A 20,559-nucleotide genomic window follows, 5' to 3' on the forward strand; every position below is an offset into this window, starting at 1 on the left:
GCTCCAGGTACGGGCGGGAGGGTGTCGAATAGGGAAAGAATGTCTCCATCCGGCGGATATTAGGGGGCGACCACAGCAAAGTCCAGCCCGATGCCGGGCCGATCCCGCATTTCAGGCATAATCCGCAGCCATTCCACCGCCGAGAGCGCGCATGCATCCCGAGATCCTGAAACTCATCCACGTCGGCAGCGTGTCTGTCAGCTTCGGCCTGTTCTTCTTGCGCGGCTGGTGGAGGTTGCACGATGCGCCGCACTTGCGGCAGCGCTGGGTCCGGATCGCGCCACATCTGGTGGACACGGTGCTGCTGACCAGCGCCATCGCCCTGGCAGCGAGCCTCGGATATTCCCCGCTGGACACGCCCTGGCTGGCCGCCAAGATAGTCGCACTGCTGGTCTACATCGGTCTGGGGACAGTGGCTCTCAAACGCCGAAGGTCGCGGAGCATCAGGCTCTCCGCCTGGCTGGCTGCGCTGGCCGTGTTTCTCTACATCGCCAGCGTGGCGGTCTGCCATACGCCCGCGCCCTGGCAATGCCTGCAAGCTCCGGCGAGCTGAGCACGCCTCCGTCTGGCAGCACCGCTCGCCCTGCGGCTCTCGCCGGGCCGCTAACTACCATCCGCCTTCCGGCCATGTTCGCCGTAGAGTCGACGCAGCTCGTCCTCGTACTGGGCGACCACGCGGTTACGGCGTAACTTCAAGGTGGGTGTCAACTGCCCGCCCTCGATGGTCCACGGTTCGCGCAGCAACAACACCCGACGTATCTTCGCGTAGCCGGGGAAATCATTGATCTGCCGGGTGATGCGCGCCAGCGCCCTTTGTTCCACACGCGAATCCAGCAACGACTCCGGCATGTCGGGCTGGATGCCGACCTCCGCCGCGAATCGCTGCCAGACCTCGGCATTCACGACCGCGATCGCCACCAGAAAGGGGCTGGCCTCACCGTACACCATCACCTGCTCGAACAGCGGATCGCGCAGGATGGCCGACTCCATATCGCCGGGCGGCACCTTCTCGCCGTTGGACATGACGATGATCTCCTTCAGCCGCCCGGTGATGTAGATGTGTCCCGTTTCCGCGATGCGCGCCGTATCCCCGGTATTGAGCCAGCCATCGGCGGAGATCATGGCGCGCGTCGCCTCGGGATTGTTCCAGTAGCCCAGCATCACACTCGAACCGCGCACCAGTAACGCGCCCTGCTCACCGATGGCGATCTGCGTCCCCTCCAGCGGCGGGCCGACACTGTCCGGGAGATTGCTGCCGGTAAGATTCACGCTAATGACCGGGCTGGTTTCGGTCAGGCCGTAACCTTGCAGGACGTTCAGCCCCAGCGAGATGAAGAAGCGCGAGATATCCGGCGGCAAGGCCGCACCGCCGCTGATGGACAGACGCAAACGACCGCCCAGCTTCGCCGTCACCTTGTCCGCCACCAGCCTCTTCAGCAACGGCCACAACAGCAAGGCAGGATGCCAGGAAGTGCGCCCCTGGGCATACTCGAACTGCCGCCAGCCTACCGCCAGCGTCAACGCGAACAGCCACTGTTGCAGGCCGGGGGCCTGCTCCAGCTTGGCGCGTATACCGCCGTGGATGCGCTCGAAGATGCGCGGCACCGAGATGAGTATGGTCGGCTGGATGAACTGCAGATCGTCGGCCAGATGCGAGATCGAACGCGCGAACGCCACCTTGCCGCCCGCCATCACGTTCAGGTAATAGCCGACTGTGCGTTCGAAGGCATGTGACAGCGGCAGGAAGGACAGCATGCTGTCATCCGGCAGGACATCAAAGGTCTTCAGTCCGTCGCGCGCGTTGTGCAGGATGTTGCTGTGCGACAGCATCACGCCCTTGGGTCGCCCCGTCGTACCGGAGGTGTACATGATGGTCGCCAGCGTGTGGATGTCGCGCGGCGGCTCGGCCTGCAAGGTCGCCCGTTCCGGCAGCCAGGCGCTGGCCGCCACCAGGCGCGGCTCAGACTGGTCGGCGCAATCGTTCAGGCTGACGAAGCGCTGCACCGTCGCCATCTGTCCCGCCACGCCGCGCAAGGTCTGCCATTGCTCGCGGGTTTCGATCAGCAACACCCGCAAGCCGGCATCCTGCGTGATATAGGCCACGTTCTCCGGCCTGTCCACCGTGTACAGCGGCACCACCACCAAGCCCAGCGACATCGCCGCCTGGTCGAACATCACCCATTGCGGACAGTTGCGCAGCATGATACCGACGCGGTCGCCCGGATTCAGACCTTCGCCGATCAGAGCCGCCTGCCAGCACGCCACCTGCTCGGCCACCTGCCGCCAGGTCAATGTCTGCCAGGCCTTGAGCTGAAAGTCGAAATATTGATACGCCACCTGATCGGGTGAACGCCGCACCCGCTCCAGGAACAGACCGTGCAGCGAACTGACCTGCCCCGGCTCGATCAGATCGAGCTCTCTCCCACTCCCCATATTCCCCCCGAACCCAGCGTCTAATCCAACGTGGCGAAATCATCCACCATGATGACCCGGCGACGCAGCGCATAGTCACGCTCCAGCAGCGCCCGCTCATCGGCGCTGATCACGCCTTTTTCCTGTGCTTCCCGGATCTGCTCCGGCTCTTGATGCGCGGTCAGCCTGCCCTCCCTGGCGGCCGCCTCGACCCGTTGCAGCACCGCCTCGCAACGCAAGGTGCTCTCCAGCGCCGCCTCCAGCGCACCGACCGCCTCCACCTCTCCCGCTGGCAGGTACATCCCGGCGGTGAGCCGGTCACGCATCGCTCCCGGCTGCATCAACCGCTGGGCGAGCTGATGGACGAGCCGATCCGACGGCGGGCGCAAGTGCAGGCCATACGGGAACACCAGCACCCGCAACGGCCAGCGCAGATAGCCGGGCAAATTGGCCAGCACCCCGTCCAGCGCCTGCTGGATGCGGTACAGCGCATCGCCGAGCGCCCAGTCCAGCAGCGGCTGATCGTCCGCCGGGCGGCCATCGTCCTCGAAACGCTTGAGCGCCGCCGAGGCCAGATAGAGCTGGCTCAGCACATCGCCCATGCGCCCGGAGATCGTCTCGTGCCGTTTCAGCCCGCCACCAAAGGCCAGCATCACGGCATCCGACATCAGCGCGAAAGCCGACGCATAGCGGGTGAGCCTCTGGAAATAGCGGAACGTCTCACGCTGCCGTGGCACGGGCACCACCCAGCCATCGGTCAGACCGAACAGGAAGGAACGCGCCATGTTGCTCAGGACGAAACTGATGTGCCCGAACAAGGCCAGGTCGAAATACATCAGCGCACGCTCGGGGTCTTCCAGCCGCGTGGCCGACATCTCCTTGAGCACGTAAGGGTGCGAACGCACCACGCCCTGACCGAAGATCATCAGGCTGCGCGTCAGGATGTTGGCACCCTCGACCGTGATGGCGATAGGCATCTGCTGATAGCTGCGTCCCAGATAGTTGTTCGGCCCCAGGCAGATGCCCTTGCCGCCATGCACGTCCATCGCATCGTTGATGACCATGCGCGCACGCTCGGTAGCGTGATATTTCACGATGGCCGAGACCACGGCAGGTTTTTCACCCAGATCGACCGCGCTGGCGGTCAAGCGCCGTGCGCTGTCCACCAGATAGGTATGCCCGGCGATGCGCGCCAGCGGCTCTTCGATGCCCTCAAACTTGCCTATCGGCAGCTTGAACTGCTTGCGCACGCGGGCGTAGGCACCGCTGGTACGCGCCGCCAGTTGCATGCCGCCGGTCGCGCTGGAGGGCAAAGAGATGGCCCGGCCCGCCGCCAGACACTCCATCAACATGCGCCAGCCCCGGCCAACCTGCTCGACACCGCCGATGATCTGCTCCAGCGGGATGAACACGTCGCGCCCCACGGTCGGACCGTTGAGGAAAGCCGCGCCCAGCGGATCGTGCCGCCGCCCGATCTCCACGCCCGGCGTGTCGGTCGGGATCAGCGCCAGCGTGATGCCAAGTTCCACCTCGCCGCCCAGCAAGCGCTCGGGGTCATGCAGCTTGAACGCCAGTCCCAGCAGCGTCGCCACGGGTGCCAGTGTGATGTAGCGCTTCTCCCAGTTGAGGCGGATACCGAGTACGTTCTTCCGCGCGCCAAAGTCGCCACGACACACCACGCCCAGATCCGGGATGGCTCCGGCATCGGAACCGGCGAACGGCCCGGTCAGGGCGAAACACGGCACTTCCGCGCCCACAGCCAGGCGGCGCAGATAACGCTGCTTCTGCTCGTCCGTGCCGTAGTGCAGCAACAGTTCGGCGGGCCCGAGCGAGTTCGGCACCATCACCGTCACCGCCGCCGACCAGCTGCGCGAAGCGACCTTGGCCACGATGGCCGAATGCGCCTGCGCCGAGAACTGCAGACCGCCATATTCCTTGGGGATGATGATGCCGAAGAAGCCGCGCTCCTTGAGGAACTGCCAAACCTCCGGCGGCAGGTCATGACGCTGGCCGGTGATGTCCCAGTCGTCCAGCATGGCGCAGAGTTGCGTCACTTCATGGTCGAGGAAAGACAGTTCAGCCGCGCTCAAGCTCGGCTTGGGGATGGCCAGCAGCTTGTCCCAGTCGGGCAAACCGTTGAACAGGTCGCCCTCCCACCAGACCGTGCCCGCTTCCAGTGCTTCCTGTTCGGTCGCGGAGATGGGCGGCAGCAGTCTGCGGAACAGGCCCAGCATGGGGCGGCTCACCAAGCGACGGCGCAACTGCGGCACGCCCAGGATGGCGATGATCGTACCGAGCACGAGGTAGCTGATCTGCAATGCACCGGGAGAGATGCGGCTCTCGCTCGCCACCCAGAACACCAGCACCACCACTGCCAGCAACCAGCTCTGTATCGAGGCGCGAAAGATCGCCAAGCCCAGACAGACCGCCAGCACAGTTACGAACATCACGATAGACATCGTTTCCCCCATGGAATCGCCTTCTGCCCATTCGGACACGGCCACGGAGTAGACCGCATACGCCAAACACCCGTCAAGCGAAAGCTGCGCCGGGCCGGCTACATGCCAGCAGCGTAGAGCCGGTAAGCGTTACGGCCCGCACGTTTGGCGTGGTACATGGCGATGTCGGCATTGATGAGCAGCAGCTTCTCGTCGTCGCCATGCTCGGGATAGGCGGCGATGCCCACGCTGCCGGAGATCTCGACGGTGTGGCCCAGCACAGCAAAGGGCTGCTGCAGCGCCTGCAATATCTTCTCGGCGACCACGGTGGCATCGCTCTGCTGCTCGATGGAGGAGAGCAGCACCACGAACTCGTCGCCGCCGATACGGGCCACGGTGTCGGAAGCGCGCACGCTGGCCATCAGGCGCTGGGCGACCTGCTTCAGCAACAGGTCGCCGACCTCATGGCCGAAGTTGTCGTTGACCGGCTTGAACTTGTCCAGATCCAGAAACATCACCGCCAGGTGGGTCTTGTCGCGCCTGGCCTTGAACACCGCCTGTTGCAAGCGGTCGCCGATCAGCGAACGGTTGGGCAGGCCGGTCAGCATGTCGAAATTGGCCAGATGCAGCATCCGCTCTTCCAGAGCCTTGCGCCCGGTGATGTCCACATGCGTGCCTATCATACGCAAGGGCTGGCCGTCCGGCGTGCGGCTGACGACCATGCCGCGCGCCAGCACCCATTTGATGCTGCCATCCTTGCACAGCACGCGGTGCTCGTTGCTGTAGGTGCCGACCTGCCCCCGCAAACAGGCCCGCACATCCTCGTCCACCTGGGCGCGGTCATCCGGATGGATGCGGTTGCGCCAGGCCTCGGCAGCGGCGGCGATGTCCTCATCGGTATAACCGACCATCGCCTTGTAGCGCGCCGAGAACACCACGGTGTCAGCCGGCACGTTCCAGTCCCAGACTCCGTCCCCGGCACCTTCCAGAGCGAGCTTCCAGCGCTCCTCGCTCTCCCGCAGCTGTCGCGCCACGCGCATGAAATGCCAACTGGTCGCCGCCAGCACGACTACGAGCAGCACGGACAATGCGAGGATCAGGTTCATGGCAGCCATATTCGACGCGATGCTAGGAAGACGACTCCATTCTAGTCCAACACCGGATTTCCATCCGCAATGTGTAGCGTCCGGGTGGGGAAGGCAAAGTCGGCCCCATTGCGCGCCACGATGGCCGCGACCATCAGCAGGATGGACTGCTTGGCGGCACCGAACTCGGCCCCACCCGTGGCGAAGGTGAACGCCTGTACCGTCAGATCCAGGCTGGATTCGCTGTAAGTGTTGAAAGCGACGATCAGCTCCCGGCTGGTGTCGATGTCGTCCCGCCCCTGCAACATGGCGCGGACCTCGTCACAGATCGTCGCCACCTTGGGTAGATCGGCGTAACGCAAACCGATGGTCTCTTCGATGCGGCGATGGCTGCGACGGGAGAGGTTGACCAGCACGATGGAATTGAAGATGGAGTTCGGCACATAGATCATGTCCATGTTGCGCGAGCGCAGTGCCGTCTGCCGCCAGCCTATGTATTCGACCTGGCCTTCCAGTTGCTTGTCGGGCGAACGTATGGTCTCGCCCAGACGAAACGGGCGATCCAGATGCAGCATCAGGCCGCCCAGCAGATTGGCCAGGAAATCCTTGGCCGCGAAACCGATGGCGATACCGCCGATGCCGCCGAAGGCCAGCACGCCGGAAATACTGAAACCCAGCGATTCGATGCTGACCAGCCCGGTCAGCACCACCACCGTGATGCGCGCAATCTTGCTGATGCCCTCCACTGTGGTGCGGTCCACCTCCTGCCCCAGCTCGGCCTGCCTGGCGGTCACGCCCTCGGCCCCCTTGCGTATCAGCACGAAGAAGAACCAGGCCACGCACAGGGTCAGCGACAAGGTGCGCACATGGCCGACCCAGACCGGCACCGCCTGCTGATGTCCGTCGTAATGCAGATAGGCGGCGAACAGCGCGCCGCTCAGCCAGATCAACACCGGCAGCGGTCGCCGGGCCGATTCCAGCAACACGTCGTCCCACACGTTGCTGGTGTTCGCCGCGATGCGGGCCATGCGCGTCAGGGCGAGCCGGGACAGGAAGTGGGCGAGCAGTGTCGCCACCAGAACCGAGATCAGGCTCCAGTGATGCGGGGTCAGTTCAAGGTGCAGCATGTTCACTCCTTGCGATCTTCGCCTCCCAGCGCCGCCACCAGATCGACCAGCATCTTGCCCACCTCGCCGCTCATCAGCGCGAAGTCGGAATCGAACACATCGTCATCGGCATCGGCCTGTTCGGTCAGCACATCCAGCGGCGCGATGCGCTTGAGTTGCAGATTCTCGTCCAGCACGAAACTGATACGGTCGCTCCAGGTCAGGGCCAGGCGGCTGACCTGCTTGCCGGACTCGACATGTTTGCGGATCTCGTCGGCATCGGGCGTGTGCTTGGTGTAGCGCACGCTGGACTTGCCCTCACCCACGCCGCGCAACTCGTAATCGTCGTCCAGCGTGAAACCGGCAGGCGCTGCGCCGCCCAGCAACCAGTCGGTCATCGCCGTGGTCGGCGAAAGCTGGGTGCGGAGCGGCGCGAAAGCGATGCCTTCGGCGTGCTTGAGCAGCATCTCCACCACTTCGTCCGCCTTGGCGACGCTGGCGGCATCGACCACCAGCCACTGGCCGGCCGGGTCTATCCAGGCGCGGGTGCTGCGGCGCAGGGCGAAGGCACGCGGCAGCAGCTCGTCGGTCATCGCCTCCTTGATCTGCTTCATCTGCTTACGGCCCGGCTTGTAGCCTTGCTGCTCCTCGATCTCCTGCGCCCGCGCCTTGGCGAACTGGTTGACCACCGAGCTGGGCAGCAGCTTCTTTTCCACGCCCAGCGCAAACAGCATCTGCTCGCCGTATTGATGCACGAAAGGTTCGTGCTCACCCTTGGGCGGCACCCAGCCCAGGCGCTGCATGTCCATGCCGCCGCCGGAGCCCTCCAGCGGATGTTCCGCCAGAGCAGCGGCGAACGCGGCGGGAGTCAGGTCAAAACGGGAGAGACGGTAGAGCTGGAGATTCTTGAACCACATGGTGTACTTGGACTTTCAGATCGGATTTCGGGAGATTCGAGTGCCGGAAACCGGCCACTCACCTGGCACTTTTCGGCGGCGATTGTAAGGGTTTTGCAAAACCGGAGTGGTATTATTTGGCCCCTCGCTTACCAGATTTTCCGCCATGAACCCAGTCATTCCCGCCCTTTCCGAACACGAACTGACTTCCATCGACGCCTACTGGCGCGCCTGTAACTATCTGGCGGCAGGCATGATCTACCTGCGTGACAACCCGCTGCTGAGACAGCCGCTCCAGCCCGAACACATCAAGCAACGCCTGCTCGGACACTGGGGAGCCAGCCCCGGCCTGAGCTTCGCCTATGTCCACCTGAATCGGCTGATCAACAAGTACGACCAGAACGCGATCTTCCTGGCTGGCCCCGGCCACGGCGCACCCGGCGTACTGGCCCCGACCTATCTGGAAGGCACGTACAGCGAGATCTATCCGAACAAGGGCGAGGACGAGCACGGCCTGCGCCAGTTCTTCAAGGAGTTCTCCTTCCCCGGCGGCATAGGCAGCCATTGCACGCCGGAGACCCCCGGTTCCATCCACGAGGGCGGCGAGCTGGGTTACAGCATCTCGCACGCTTTCGGCGCGGCCTTCGACAATCCCGACCTGCTGGTCACCGTGATGGTGGGCGACGGCGAGGCGGAAACCGGCCCGCTGGCGACGGCCTGGCACTCCAACAAGTTCCTCAACCCGGTACGCGACGGCGCGGTGCTGCCCATCCTGCATCTCAACGGTTACAAGATCAACAACCCCACCCTGCTCTCGCGCATCTCGCACGATGAGCTGGAGAATCTGTTCAAAGGCTACGGCTGGACACCCTATTTCGTCGAAGGCAGCGATCCCGCCACCATGCACCGCGCCATGGCAACCACCATGGAACAGTGCCTGTTGGAGATCCGTCGCGTCCAGAGCGAAGCACGCAGCTCCGGCATTCCCACCCGCCCGCGCTGGCCGATGATCGTGCTGCGCTCGCCCAAGGGCTGGACCGGCCCGAAGGAAGTGGACGGGCACAAGGTCGAAGGTTACTGGCGCTCGCACCAAGTCCCCATGGGCGAGGTGCGCAGCAAGCCGGAACGGCTGACGCAGCTGGAAAGCTGGCTGAAGAGCTACCGCCCGGAGGAGTTGTTCGACGCAAACGGACGCTTGATCCCTGAGCTGAAGGCGCTCGCCCCCAAGGGCAACCGCCGCATGAGCGCCAACCTGCATGCCAACGGCGGCTTGCTGCGCAAGGCGCTGCGCATGCCGGACTACCGCGATTACGCCGCCGCCCTGCCCGGCCCCGGCAAGATGTCCGCCGAGAACACCCGCCCGCTGGGCAAGTTCCTGCGCGACATCATGGCGCAGAACATGCACAACTTCCGCGTGTTCGGCCCGGACGAGAACGCATCCAACAAGCTCGACAACGTCTACGAAGTCAGCAAGAAGGTATGGATGGCGGACTACCTGCCGGAAGATGCCGACGGCGGTGAGCTGTCGCCGGACGGGCGCGTGATGGAAATCCTCTCCGAACACACGCTGGAAGGCTGGCTGGAAGGCTATCTGCTCACCGGTCGCCACGGTTTCTTCTCCACCTACGAGGCCTTCGTCCACGTCATCGACTCGATGTTCAACCAGCACGCCAAGTGGCTGGACATGTCCAAGGCCGTGTCGTGGCGCGCCCCGGTGTCATCGCTCAACCTGCTCATCACCTCCACCGTGTGGCGGCAGGACCACAACGGTTTCACCCATCAAGACCCCGGCTTCCTCGACGTGGTGGTGAACAAGAGCCCCGCCGTCACCCGCATCTACCTGCCGCCCGACGTGAACACGCTGCTGGCGATCTCGCAGGAGTGCCTGACCAGCACCGACCTCATCAACGTGATCGTGTGCGACAAACAGAAACACCTGCAGTTTTTGGATATGGATGCCGCCATCGCCCATTGCACCAAGGGCATAGGCATCTGGGAATGGGCCAGCAACGATGACGGCGTGGAGCCGGACGTGGTGATCGCCAGCGCGGGCGACATCCCCACCAAGGAGGCGCTGGCCGCCGTGGTGTTGCTGCGCGAGAACTTCCCCGCGCTGAAGATACGCTTCGTCAACGTGGTCGACCTGTACAAGCTGACACCCAACATCGAGCATCCACATGGCTTGCACGAGCGCGACTTCGACAGCCTGTTCACGGTGGACAAGCCGGTGATCTTCAACTTCCACGGTTACCCTTGGCTGATCCACCGCCTGGCCTATCGTCGCAACGGCCACAAGAACTGGCACGTGCGCGGCTACAAGGAAAAAGGCAGCATCAACACACCGCTGGAGTTGGCCATCCAGAACCAGATCGACCGCTACAGCCTGGCCATCGACGTGATCGACCGCATCCCGTCGCTGCAAGTGGCCGGTGCGCACGTCAAGGACCGGCTGCGCGACCAGCAGATCGCCTGCTGCAACTACGCCTACGAGCACGGCGTGGACCTGCCGGAAGCCAACGACTGGACATGGCCGTACTGACCATCAACAGCGGCTCGTCCAGCCTCAAGGCGAGCCTGTTCCAGCCGGACGGGACGCGGCTGAACTTTCGTTACGAACGCATCGGTTCGGGCGGATGCAAGGATCACGCCGCCGCCTTCGCCGCGCTGCTGCACGATCTGGCCGGATACCGGCCACGCGCCATCGGCCATCGTTTCGTCCACGGCGGCGACATCAGCGATGCCGCCCGACTGATCGACACGACCGAGCAGGCACGGCTGGCCAGCATCACCCATCTCGCGCCGCTGCATCTGCCTGGCAACCTGCTCGGCGTGGCGTTGTGCGCGCAGCACTTCGACGCGCCGCAGATCGCCTGCTTCGACACCGCCTTCCACGCCACCCTGCCCGAGCTCGCCTACCGTCTGCCCATCCCCGGCGAACTGGGCCTGCGCCGCTACGGCTTTCACGGCCTGAACTACGCGCACATCGCCCGGCAACTGCCCGCCTTGCTAGGCGATGCGGCGCACGGCCACGTCGTCGTCGCCCACCTCGGCAGCGGCTCCAGCCTGTGTCTGCTGGAAAACCTGCGCTCGGTCGATACCAGCATGGGCTACACACCGGCGGGCGGCATCGTGATGGGCACGCGCAGCGGCGACCTCGATCCCGGCGTGATGCTGGAACTGGCGCAACGCTTTGACGCTGAGGAATTGGCGCGACTCACCTACCGCAAGATGGGCTTGCTGGCGCTGTCGGAGGGCCTATCCAGCGAGATGTCGGAACTAACGCAGAGCGACAGCACCGCCGCCCGTTTCGCGGTCGAATACTACGCACGCCAGGTGCGTGCCGCCATCGGCAGTTACGCCGCCAAGGTCGGCGGCCTGGACGCACTGGTGTTCACCGGCGGCATCGGCGAACACTCCGTCACAGTCCGCACACAGGTCTGCGCCACACTGGGATTTCTGGGATTCGGCCTTGACCCGGTCGCCAACCGCAACCACGCATCGCAGCTGAATGCACAGAACAGCAAACCCATACTCCGAGTCCAGGCGGACGAAGAAGCCGAGATAGCCAGACTGACGCGGGACAACCTCGCCGCCTGACGACGGCCCGGCGACACCTTCCTGACCAAAAAGAAAAAGGCCGCATCGCTGCGGCCTAGCCTTGTCCATCTACTTGTCTGGTCGGGGCGAGAGGATTTGAACCTCCGACCACATGCACCCCATGCATGTACGCTACCAGGCTGCGCTACGCCCCGAGGGCGCGGATTATAACAGAGCACAGCGAACGGGAAAGCGGTTTTACAGAGCCAAGCGACAAAGCGCGACTAGCCAGAGATTTAGCCTGAAACCATCCGCCGGACGATGCAGTCGGCCCTGCTCTTGGCTTAGTACCCTTGGGTTGATTTTCGTTGTTTTTAGGGTACGTTACGCACCAACGACGGGCTAACGTTTACATTCACCGGCCTTGCGTGGCTTAATGAGCAAGGCTGGGTGCAATGATGCGTTGGGCCTCACGGCACAACTTTGTAAATTGGTTTGGGCTGACATTCCTCTATGTAGGGACTGATAGATACAGGGAAATAGTGATGTCCCGTCGGAGCCACAGGCCTTCTACCTGACCGGTCAAAAGCATCTGCATCTCTGCTTCGAATTTCTCGAAGCACCTCCAAGGCTTCTGATCCAATTGCCGCCGCAAACGCATTTTGAATTAGCTCAATAGATCGTGATGCTGATTCAGCTTCTTGGGCGTAGGTCTGCGCCTTGGCCTCATCGTTTGTTTCCAGCGCCAAAAATCGCGCCGTATTTTCCCGAGGAAGAAGCTGGACGTACTCGCACCAATCGAGTCGAATCTTCTTCGCGTATTCATCATCATATCGGTTTTCGGCGATCAATTTATCGAACCAATTGCGCATAAGATTCCAATACATGTAGGCATCTCGTCCGTGTATGCTGTCCGGGAGGTCGCAGTCGTAGGCAAGACGGCGTTCAAAATCCGCTTGCAGTCGGACAAGCTCCTGCTCGCTTAGCGAACTCTGCTGTATTGGGGCCACTGCGGTCTTGCGACCCGCACGAATCATGAGCCACCAGGCGGCTATAGCTATAGTGGCGAATAAGAGCAAAAGGTATTCCACGGGCACCTCCAAGGATTAGTGTGCGGCGGTTAGCAGTTGTGAGACCCAACGATCACCATAGAAGCATGGAATTCATTTCGTGAACTCCTTCCCAGACTCTCTCATGTGATGAATAGCCTTACGTAGGTCCCTCTTGCGGAGCGTAAGGTCAATAATCTGAGAGCAATGCAGGTCTTTCAATTGTAGAAGCCGCCCACCACCTTCGATAGAGCCTGACTTAATAAGCCGATCAGGTATCCGTTCTAGTCGGGTGGATGGCGGAAATTTTCCGAACACTGGAATCCCAAGAGTAATCCCGGTAGCCATGTAATCGAGGATTCCATCCGGTGTTGAGTTGACCCGAAGGCGTTCGGCTGCTGCTCCCCACAATGTGCCCCTAAGTTCCTCATATGCAACACGTGCTCCATCATTCAGTGGAATGGTCCCGACGCGAACGATGAACTCTCGTGAGAGATACAGTACAGAAACAAAGACTACGATCGACCCAGAAGCAAGGTAATACGCGGGGATTTTAGACATCCAGCCGATTGCCGCGCAAACAACTGTTACAACCGTTGCAGGGGTTACCCCGAAGAAGCTCACAATCTGAAGCAGATCGGCTATCAGCGAAATGACGTATTGGATTTTCTTCCTCATAGCCGTAGCAGTCTTTCTAAGGGACGTAACGTAATTTAGACGGCGTTGAAAAGTTGGGATGCCGTTTACTGCGCAAGCGTTGCGTGAAGAATCAAACTTCCAATCACTTACATATCTCCTCCCCGTATTTTCCGGCCTCAAAAGTGCGGAGACGGTGAAAGTCGTTTCATGAGGTGGCAATTCGGCATTTCTACATGTTTTGCGGTTGGCGCGATCCGTGCGAGTTGGTGCGCAAGCGCACCCTGCTACTACCGCCCCGCCAAACACCTCTTCAATAAATTCGTCGTCGAAGCATCGTGCGCGGAAAGTTCAACCTTGCCTTGCAGCTCCGGCAGGAGCTTTCCGGCGAGTTGCTTGCCGTATTCCACGCCCCATTGGTCGAAGGCGTTGATGTTCCACACTACGCTCTGGACATAGATTTTGTGCTCGTACAGGGCGATCAGCATGCCTAGCGTGTAGGGGTCGAGCAGGTCGTAGAGGAAGGTGTTGGTGGGACGGTTGCCGGGGAAGAGTTTGAAGGGCAGCAGGGTTTCCAGCGCTTCGCCGCTCATGCCTTGGGCTTCCAGTTCGGCGCGGGCTTCGACCTCGGTCTTGCCCAGCATCAGGGCTTCGGTCTGGGCCAGGCAGTTGGACAGCAGCATGGCGTGATGTTCGCCCAGCGGGTGATGGCTGCGGATGGGGGCCATGAAGTCGGCGGGGACGATGCGGGTGCCCTGGTGGATGAGCTGGTAGAACGAGTGCTGGCCGTTGGTGCCGGGCTCGCCCCAGACGGTGAAGTGGGTGTCGTAATCCACCGGCTGGCCCTGACGGTCCACGCATTTGCCGTTACTTTCCATCTCAAGCTGCTGGAGGTAGGCGGGCAGGCGGTGCAGGGATTGGTCGTAGGGCAGCACGGCGTAGGCGCCGCAGCCGTGGAAGTTGCCGTACCACACGCCCAGCATGCCGAGGATGACGGGCATGTTGCGCTCGAAGGACGCGTCGCGGAAGTGTTCGTCCATCGCCCGCGCGCCTGCCAGCAACTGGCGGAAGTTGTCCATGCCGACATACAGCGCGATGGGCAGGCCGATGGCCGACCACAGCGAGTAGCGGCCACCGACCCAATCCCAGAACTCGAACACGTTAGCCGGATCGATGCCGAACTGGCCGGTGGCCTTGAGGTTGGTGGACACCGCGCAGAAATGTTTGCTCACCGCCGCCTCACTGCCCAGTTGCTCGACCAGCCAGGCGCGCGCCGAACGGGCGTTGGTCAGCGTTTCCTGGGTGGTGAAGGTCTTGGAGCTGACGATGAACAGCGTGGCTTCAGCATCGACCTTTTTCAGCGTTTCGACCAGATCGGCAGCGTCCACGTTGGAGACGAAGTGCGCCTGCATCTCGGGATGGCCGTAAGGCTTGAGCGCCTCGCACACCATCAGCGGGCCCAGCGCCGAGCCGCCGATACCGATGTTGACGATATGGCGTAGCGGCTTGCCGGTGTGGCCGCGCCACGCGCCGCCGCGCACGGCTTCGGTGAAGCGGGCCAGATCGTCGAGCACGCGGTGCACGTCCGGCACCACGTTCTTGCCGTCCACCAGAATCTCGGCACCCAGCGGCGCGCGCAGGGCGGTGTGCAGCACGGCACGGTTTTCGCTGGTGTTGATCTTGTCGCCGCCCAGCATCTTCGCCGTCCACTCGCCCACACCTGACTGGCGCGCCAGATCGAGCAGCAGCTTCAGCGTCTCGTCGCTGAGGCGGTTCTTGGAATAGTCGAACAGCAGGCCATCGAGCTGGAGCGAGAATCTGTCGAAGCGACCCGTATCTGCCGCGAACATCTCGCGCATGGTCTGGTTGCTGATCTGCGATCGATGGGCAAGCAAGGCCTGCCAAGCAGGGGATTGGGTCAGTTTCGACATGTCATTTCTCGTTGTTTCGGGCAGTGCCGGCTGAATAACCACAGACACCCGGGCGGAGCCGATCTCACCGCTCCGGGCGACTTTATACCTTGAGCTAGATCAGTTCGATGTGGATATCGATCTCACGTTCGGCAGCCAGCCAATCGTCGTGCTCGTATCCGGTGAGGAAGCCGCGACGCTCAGCGATGAAATAAGCGGCCATCGCCACCATCTCGCGCCGCTGTTGGTGCGTCACTTTTTGTTTCTCTACTTTCTTCGCTGCCGCCTTGCGTGGCTTGGCTGCAGGCTTGTCCACGCCCGCCTCGGCGGCTTTCGCCCGAGGTGCACGGGGTTTCTTCGCCGGTGCTGCCTCGGCAGCCGCTACCGCAGCGGGTTTCGCCGTGGTTTCTGCACTCGCCGCCTTGGCCTTGCTGGCGCGCGGTTTCTTGATCACTGCGTCACTGGATTTGTCCGTCATGATGTTCTCCTGTCAATTCAAACCGGGCGTACCTGTAAGGTCGCCAATAAAACTACACCAACTTCAAGATGACACACGCCAACGGCGGCAGCTGGATAGGGGCCGAGTGGGCCTGTCCCATCCATGGCATGGCCTCCGCCTGCAACTCCCCGCCATTGCCGATGTTACCGCCGCCATAATACTGTGAATCACTGTTGAATATCTCGCGCCATTGGCCGCCGCAGGGCAAGCCCTGACGGAAATCGTGTCGCGGCACCGGCGTGAAATTGAGCACCACCACCACGGTCTCGCCGTGGCGACCGCGCCGCTGGAACGACATGAGCGAACGCTCGGCATCCTGACAGTCGATCCAGGCAAAGCCGTCCTGCTCGAAATCCAGCTCATGCAAGGCAGGCAGGTCGCGGTACAGGCGGTTCAGGTCACGCGACAGGTTCTGCACGCCCTGATGATAGAGCTGCACCAGTTGCCACCAGTCCACTTCCCAGCCAGAGCGCCACTCGTGGCCCTGCCCCAGCTCGTTGCCCATGAAGTTGAGCTTCTTGCCCGGGCTGGTCATCTGGTAGGCCAGCAACAGGCGCAGGTTGGCGAACTTCTGCCAGGCATCGCCCGGCATCTTGCCCAGCAGCGAATACTTGCCGTGCACCACTTCGTCGTGCGAGAACGGCAGCACGAAGTTCTCGGAATAGGCGTAGAGCTGGCCGAACGTGAGCTGGTTGAAATGGAAACGGCGGTGCACGGGGTCGTGTTCCATGAAGCTCAGGGTGTCGTTCATCCAGCCCATGTTCCACTTCATCGAGAAGCCCAGCCCGCCCAGATACACGGGGCGCGACACCGCAGGCCAGGAGGTGGATTCTTCCGCCACCGTCAGCGCGCCGGGGAAGCTGTCGTGCACCATGATGTTCAGTTCGCGCAGGAAAGCCATCGCGTCCAGGTTCTCGCGCCCGCCGTACTTGTTCGGTATCCACTCGCCCTGCTTGCGCGAGTAGTCCAGGTAGAGCATGGAAGCGACCGCATCCACGCGCAGGCCATCGAAGTGGAACTCGGACAGCCAATAGTGCGCGCTGGAGAGCAGGAAACTCTTCACCTCGTTGCGCCCGAAATTGAAGATGTGCGTACCCCAATCTTGATGGAAGCCGAGGCGCGGGTCTTCGTGTTCGTACAGCGCGGTGCCGTCGTAACGGGCCAGCGCGAAACTGTCCTGCGGGAAGTGCGCCGGGACCCAGTCCAGCAACACGCCGATGTTTGCCTGGTGGCAGGTGTCGATGAAATAGGCCAGATCGTCGGGTGAGCCGAAGCGGCTGCTGGCCGCGAAATAGCCGGTGCACTGATAGCCCCAGCTCTCATCCAGCGGATGTTCGGAGACCGGCAACAGCTCGATGTGGGTGTAGCCCATGTCGGTGACATAGGGGACCAGTTGGTCGGCCAGCTCGCGGTAGCTGTAGAAACGCCCGTCCGGATGACGCTTCCACGAACCGGCATGGATCTCGTAGATGTTCATCGGGGCATGCAGCCAATCCAGCTGCGCGCGCCGTTGCAACCAAGCGCCGTCGCCCCAGCGATGCGAAAGCTTCGCGCCAGCGCGGGCGGCATTGCCCGGACGCACCTCGAACTCATGCGCATACGGGTCGATCTTGACCTGCAGATTGCCGCTGGTGCTGCGTATCTCGTAGCGATACAGCGCCCCCGGCGACAGCTCGGGGATGAACAGTTCCCACACCCCGCTGCTACCGTGCACGGCCATCGGGTTCACCCGTCCGTCCCAGCGATTGAACTCGCCCACCACGCTGACGCGCTCAGCATTCGGTGCCCAGACCGCAAAACGCACGCCGATTACGCCATCGACTTGCGCCGGGTGCGAGCCCAGCACGCGATAGCCTTGGTACAAACGGCCTTCGTTGAACAGGTGCAGGTCGAAACTGGAGATTTGCGGAGCGAAGGCGTAAGCGTCGTAGAGGGTGCGCTCGCCCTCTGCAGAACCGAGCTGCAAACGATAGGGGCGTTTGGGTTGCGTCTTGCCGCGCCACTCGAACAGCCCGTCGGGATGGACCCGCTGCAGCGGCTCGCGACCTTCTGCCGTCTCCAGCCAGACTTGGTCCGCATACGGCTGGAAGGAGCGCAGCACAAAACCGTCGGGCACTTCATGCAGCCCCAGAAAACCGAAGGGGTCGTGCAACTGCCCCCGTAGCAGCGATTCAATCCGTGGATCTGGCGTAGAGCGCGTATTCTTTTTCATGGTGGGCACGGTGTCGATGACGGGTGAACTATACCTGAAACCGCCCAGACTGGGGCATCTCCCGGACGCAGGCGGGGTTATAAGCGCAGCATCTTGAAATCGCCATCAGCCGCCCCATCTTGCCGGACAATGAAACTTCCACGAGGAGCTGCCATGCGTTTCGATAAATTCACCACCAAACTGCAACAAGCACTGTCCGATGCCCAAGGCTTGGCCGTGGGTGCGGACAACCAATTCATCGAACCGCAGCACCTGCTGCTGGCGCTGCTGGGCGATGCCGATAGCGGAGCGGGCTCGCTGCTGGCTCGTGCGGGCGGCAACGTCCATGCGCTCAAGACGGCGCTGACCGATGCCGTTGCCCGTCTGCCCAAGGTGGAAGGTACCGGCGGCGAGGTGCAAGTCGGGCGTGATCTGGCCAACCTGCTCAACCTCACCGACAAGGAAGCGCAGAAGCGCGGCGACCAGTTCATCGCGTCCGAGATGTTCCTGCTGGCCTTGACCGGCGACAAGGGCGAGACTGGCCGGTTGTACAAGCAGCACGGCGTGCAGCGCCCGGCGTTGGAAACCGCCATCAACGCCGTGCGCGGCGGTGAATCGGTGGGCTCGCAGGAAGCCGAAGGCCAGCGCGAGGCCTTGAAGAAATTCACTCTGGACCTGACCGAGCGCGCCCGTTCCGGCAAGCTCGACCCGGTGATCGGCCGCGACGACGAGATTCGCCGCGCGATTCAAGTGTTGCAGCGCCGCACCAAGAACAACCCGGTGCTGATCGGCGAGCCGGGTGTGGGCAAGACCGCGATTGTGGAAGGCCTGGCGCAGCGCATCGTCAACGACGAAGTGCCGGAGTCGCTCAAGGGCAAGCGCGTGTTGTCGCTGGACATGGCTGCCCTGCTGGCCGGAGCCAAGTATCGCGGCGAATTCGAGGAGCGCCTGAAATCCGTGCTCAACGAGCTGGCCAAGGATGAGGGCAACAACATCGTGTTCATCGACGAGATCCATACCATGGTCGGCGCGGGCAAGGCCGAGGGCGCGATGGACGCGGGCAACATGCTCAAGCCCGCGCTGGCGCGCGGCGAGCTGCACTGCATCGGCGCGACCACGCTGGACGAGTATCGCAAATACATCGAGAAGGATGCCGCGCTGGAGCGCCGCTTCCAGAAGGTGCTGGTGGACGAACCTTCGGTCGAGGCGACCATCGCCATCCTGCGCGGCTTGCAGGAGAAATACGAGCTGCACCACGGCGTGGAGATCACCGACCCGGCCATCGTCGCCGCTGCCGAGTTGAGCCATCGCTACATCACCGACCGCTTCCTGCCGGACAAGGCCATCGACCTGATCGACGAAGCCGCCGCGCGCATCAAGATGGAGATCGACTCCAAGCCGGAGGTGATGGACAAACTCGACCGCCGCTTGATCCAACTCAAGATCGAGCGCGAAGCGGTGAAGAAGGAGAAAGACGAGGCTTCGCAGAAGCGCCTGGGGCTGATCGAGGACGAGATCGCCAGATTGAGCCGCGAATACGCCGACCTGGAAGAAATCTGGAAAGCCGAGAAAGGCGCGGCGCAAGGTGCGGCTTCGGTGAAGGAAGAGATCGACCACGTAAAGGCAGACATCGCCAAACTGCAACGCGAAGGCAAGTTGGAACAGGTGGCCGAGCTGCAATACGGCAAGCTGCCGCAACTGGAACAGAAGCTGAAGGAAGCCGCGCAGCGCGAGGCCGAAGGTGGTGCTTCCAAGAACAGGTTGCTGCGCACGCAAGTGGGCAGCGAAGAGATCGCCGAAGTGGTGAGCCGCGCCACCGGCATTCCCGTGTCCAAGATGATGCAGGGCGAGCGCGACAAGCTGCTCAAGATGGAAGACAAGCTGCACGAGCGCGTGGTGGGGCAGGACGAGGCCGTGCGGCTGGTGAGCGATGCGATCCGCCGTTCGCGTTCCGGCTTGAGCGACCCCAATCGTCCGTATGGCTCCTTCCTATTCCTCGGCCCTACCGGCGTGGGCAAGACCGAGCTGTGCAAGACGCTGGCGACTTTCCTGTTCGACTCGGAAGAGCACATCATCCGCATCGACATGAGCGAATTCATGGAGAAACATTCCGTCGCGCGGCTGATCGGCGCACCGCCGGGCTACGTCGGCTATGAAGAAGGCGGCTATCTGACCGAGGCCGTGCGCCGCAAACCGTACAGCGTGATCCTGCTGGATGAGGTGGAAAAAGCCCACCCGGACGTGTTCAACGTGCTGTTGCAAGTGCTGGACGATGGCCGCATGACCGACGGCCAGGGCCGCACCGTGGACTTCAAGAACACCGTGATCGTGATGACCTCCAACCTCGGCAGCCAGATGATCCAGCAGATGGAAGGCGACGATTACCAGGTGGTGAAACTGGCGGTGATGGGCGAGGTGAAGAACTACTTCCGCCCCGAGTTCATCAACCGCATCGACGAGGTGGTGGTGTTCCACGCGCTGGACGAGAAGAACATCCAGTCCATCGCCCGCATCCAGATGCAAGGCCTGGAGAAACGCCTGGCCGCGATGGAGATGAAGCTGGAAGTCTCGGATGCCGCGCTAAGCGAAGTCGCCAACGCAGGCTTTGACCCGGTGTTCGGCGCACGTCCGCTCAAGCGCGCCATCCAGGCGCAGATCGAGAACCCGCTGGCCCGTGCCATCCTGGAAGGGCGATTCATGGCCAAGGATACGATCCGCGTCGACTGCAAAGCTGGAGTGATGCGCTTCGACCGAGGATGACCTGCGGGAGCAGAGCTAAGGCTGGCGAGCCCCGTCTGCT

At 62.5% G+C, this 20,559-nt stretch carries 13 protein-coding genes and 1 tRNA gene; 4 read left to right on the forward strand and 10 right to left on the reverse strand.

What is annotated here, in order from left to right; translation table 11 throughout:
• Positions 1 to 151: 151 nt before the first annotated feature.
• Entirely contained in the window at positions 152 to 553 is a 402-nt protein-coding gene (locus DM08_RS06000; RefSeq protein ID WP_035383736.1) for a SirB2 family protein, read from the forward strand.
• A gap of 50 nt (positions 554 to 603) precedes the next feature.
• On the opposite strand, the gene DM08_RS06005 is transcribed toward DM08_RS06000, so the two are convergent.
• The 5 genes from DM08_RS06005 to DM08_RS06025 all read right to left on the reverse strand — a co-directional run bounded on the left by DM08_RS06005 (position 604) and on the right by DM08_RS06025 (position 7,958).
• Positions 604 to 2,433, reverse strand: coding sequence for an AMP-dependent synthetase/ligase (locus DM08_RS06005; protein WP_035383737.1), 1,830 nt, complete (start codon positions 2,431 to 2,433; stop codon positions 604 to 606).
• Positions 2,434 to 2,453: 20 nt separating this feature from the next.
• Positions 2,454 to 4,859, reverse strand: coding sequence for an acyl-CoA dehydrogenase (locus DM08_RS06010; RefSeq protein WP_081908797.1), 2,406 nt, complete (start codon positions 4,857 to 4,859; stop codon positions 2,454 to 2,456).
• A 110-nt stretch (positions 4,860 to 4,969) separates the two neighbouring features.
• Entirely contained in the window at positions 4,970 to 5,956 is a 987-nt protein-coding gene (locus DM08_RS06015; protein WP_035383797.1) for a sensor domain-containing diguanylate cyclase, read from the reverse strand.
• 41 nt (positions 5,957 to 5,997) lie between these two features.
• Entirely contained in the window at positions 5,998 to 7,062 is a 1,065-nt protein-coding gene (locus DM08_RS06020; protein ID WP_051937826.1) for a mechanosensitive ion channel family protein, read from the reverse strand.
• 2 nt (positions 7,063 to 7,064) lie between these two features.
• Positions 7,065 to 7,958, reverse strand: coding sequence for a recombination-associated protein RdgC (locus tag DM08_RS06025; RefSeq protein ID WP_035383739.1), 894 nt, complete (start codon positions 7,956 to 7,958; stop codon positions 7,065 to 7,067).
• A 145-nt stretch (positions 7,959 to 8,103) separates the two neighbouring features.
• Between DM08_RS06025 and DM08_RS06030 the strand changes: the two genes are divergently transcribed.
• Positions 8,104 to 10,476 carry a phosphoketolase family protein gene (locus DM08_RS06030; protein ID WP_035383740.1) on the forward strand — a complete coding sequence of 791 codons (2,373 nt, stop codon included), beginning with the start codon at positions 8,104 to 8,106 and terminating at the stop codon, positions 10,474 to 10,476.
• Positions 10,464 to 11,534, forward strand: coding sequence for an acetate/propionate family kinase (locus DM08_RS06035; protein WP_035383741.1), 1,071 nt, complete (start codon positions 10,464 to 10,466; stop codon positions 11,532 to 11,534). The genes DM08_RS06030 and DM08_RS06035 overlap by 13 nt, the downstream gene beginning before the upstream one ends.
• A 78-nt stretch (positions 11,535 to 11,612) precedes the next feature.
• Here DM08_RS06035 and DM08_RS06040 read toward each other — a convergent pair.
• From DM08_RS06040 to glgB, 5 genes are all read right to left on the reverse strand, one after another.
• Positions 11,613 to 11,689, reverse strand: a tRNA-Pro gene (locus DM08_RS06040).
• Positions 11,690 to 11,944: 255 nt separating this feature from the next.
• Positions 11,945 to 12,565, reverse strand: a complete 621-nt coding sequence (locus DM08_RS06045; protein WP_035383742.1) for a hypothetical protein — start codon at positions 12,563 to 12,565, stop codon at positions 11,945 to 11,947.
• Positions 12,566 to 13,449: 884 nt separating this feature from the next.
• Positions 13,450 to 15,090 carry a glucose-6-phosphate isomerase gene (gene pgi, locus DM08_RS06055; protein ID WP_035383744.1) on the reverse strand — a complete coding sequence of 547 codons (1,641 nt, stop codon included), beginning with the start codon at positions 15,088 to 15,090 and terminating at the stop codon, positions 13,450 to 13,452.
• Positions 15,091 to 15,184: 94 nt separating this feature from the next.
• Entirely contained in the window at positions 15,185 to 15,547 is a 363-nt protein-coding gene (locus tag DM08_RS06060; RefSeq protein ID WP_051937827.1) for a DUF2934 domain-containing protein, read from the reverse strand.
• A gap of 52 nt (positions 15,548 to 15,599) precedes the next feature.
• Positions 15,600 to 17,780: a 1,4-alpha-glucan branching protein GlgB gene (glgB, locus tag DM08_RS06065; protein ID WP_035383745.1), complete on the reverse strand. Its 2,181-nt coding sequence runs from the start codon at positions 17,778 to 17,780 to the stop codon at positions 15,600 to 15,602.
• 153 nt (positions 17,781 to 17,933) lie between these two features.
• On the opposite strand from glgB, the gene clpB reads away from it, so the two are divergent.
• On the forward strand, positions 17,934 to 20,519 hold the full coding sequence (clpB, locus tag DM08_RS06070; RefSeq protein ID WP_035383746.1) for an ATP-dependent chaperone ClpB: 2,586 nt from the start codon (positions 17,934 to 17,936) through the stop codon (positions 20,517 to 20,519).
• Positions 20,520 to 20,559 lie beyond the last annotated feature (40 nt).

This window comes from Ferriphaselus sp. R-1 (genome assembly GCF_000746095.1).
Lineage (GTDB): Bacteria > Pseudomonadota > Gammaproteobacteria > Burkholderiales > Gallionellaceae > Ferriphaselus.

What these genes read in the sequence shown, in the direction of transcription:
- clpB (WP_035383746.1), top strand. Translation starts at nt 17,934, where the DNA reads ATGCGTTTCGATAAATTCACCACCAAACTGCAACAAGCACTGTCCGAT.
- DM08_RS06000 (WP_035383736.1), top strand. Translation starts at nt 152, where the DNA reads ATGCATCCCGAGATCCTGAAACTCATCCACGTCGGCAGCGTGTCTGTC.
- DM08_RS06015 (WP_035383797.1), bottom strand. Translation starts at nt 5,956, where the DNA reads ATGAACCTGATCCTCGCATTGTCCGTGCTGCTCGTAGTCGTGCTGGCG.
- DM08_RS06025 (WP_035383739.1), bottom strand. Translation starts at nt 7,958, where the DNA reads ATGTGGTTCAAGAATCTCCAGCTCTACCGTCTCTCCCGTTTTGACCTG.
- DM08_RS06035 (WP_035383741.1), top strand. Translation starts at nt 10,464, where the DNA reads ATGGCCGTACTGACCATCAACAGCGGCTCGTCCAGCCTCAAGGCGAGC.
- glgB (WP_035383745.1), bottom strand. Translation starts at nt 17,780, where the DNA reads ATGAAAAAGAATACGCGCTCTACGCCAGATCCACGGATTGAATCGCTG.
- DM08_RS06020 (WP_051937826.1), bottom strand. Translation starts at nt 7,062, where the DNA reads ATGCTGCACCTTGAACTGACCCCGCATCACTGGAGCCTGATCTCGGTT.
- DM08_RS06060 (WP_051937827.1), bottom strand. Translation starts at nt 15,547, where the DNA reads ATGACGGACAAATCCAGTGACGCAGTGATCAAGAAACCGCGCGCCAGC.
- DM08_RS06005 (WP_035383737.1), bottom strand. Translation starts at nt 2,433, where the DNA reads ATGGGGAGTGGGAGAGAGCTCGATCTGATCGAGCCGGGGCAGGTCAGT.
- DM08_RS06030 (WP_035383740.1), top strand. Translation starts at nt 8,104, where the DNA reads ATGAACCCAGTCATTCCCGCCCTTTCCGAACACGAACTGACTTCCATC.
- pgi (WP_035383744.1), bottom strand. Translation starts at nt 15,090, where the DNA reads ATGTCGAAACTGACCCAATCCCCTGCTTGGCAGGCCTTGCTTGCCCAT.
- DM08_RS06010 (WP_081908797.1), bottom strand. Translation starts at nt 4,859, where the DNA reads ATGTTCGTAACTGTGCTGGCGGTCTGTCTGGGCTTGGCGATCTTTCGC.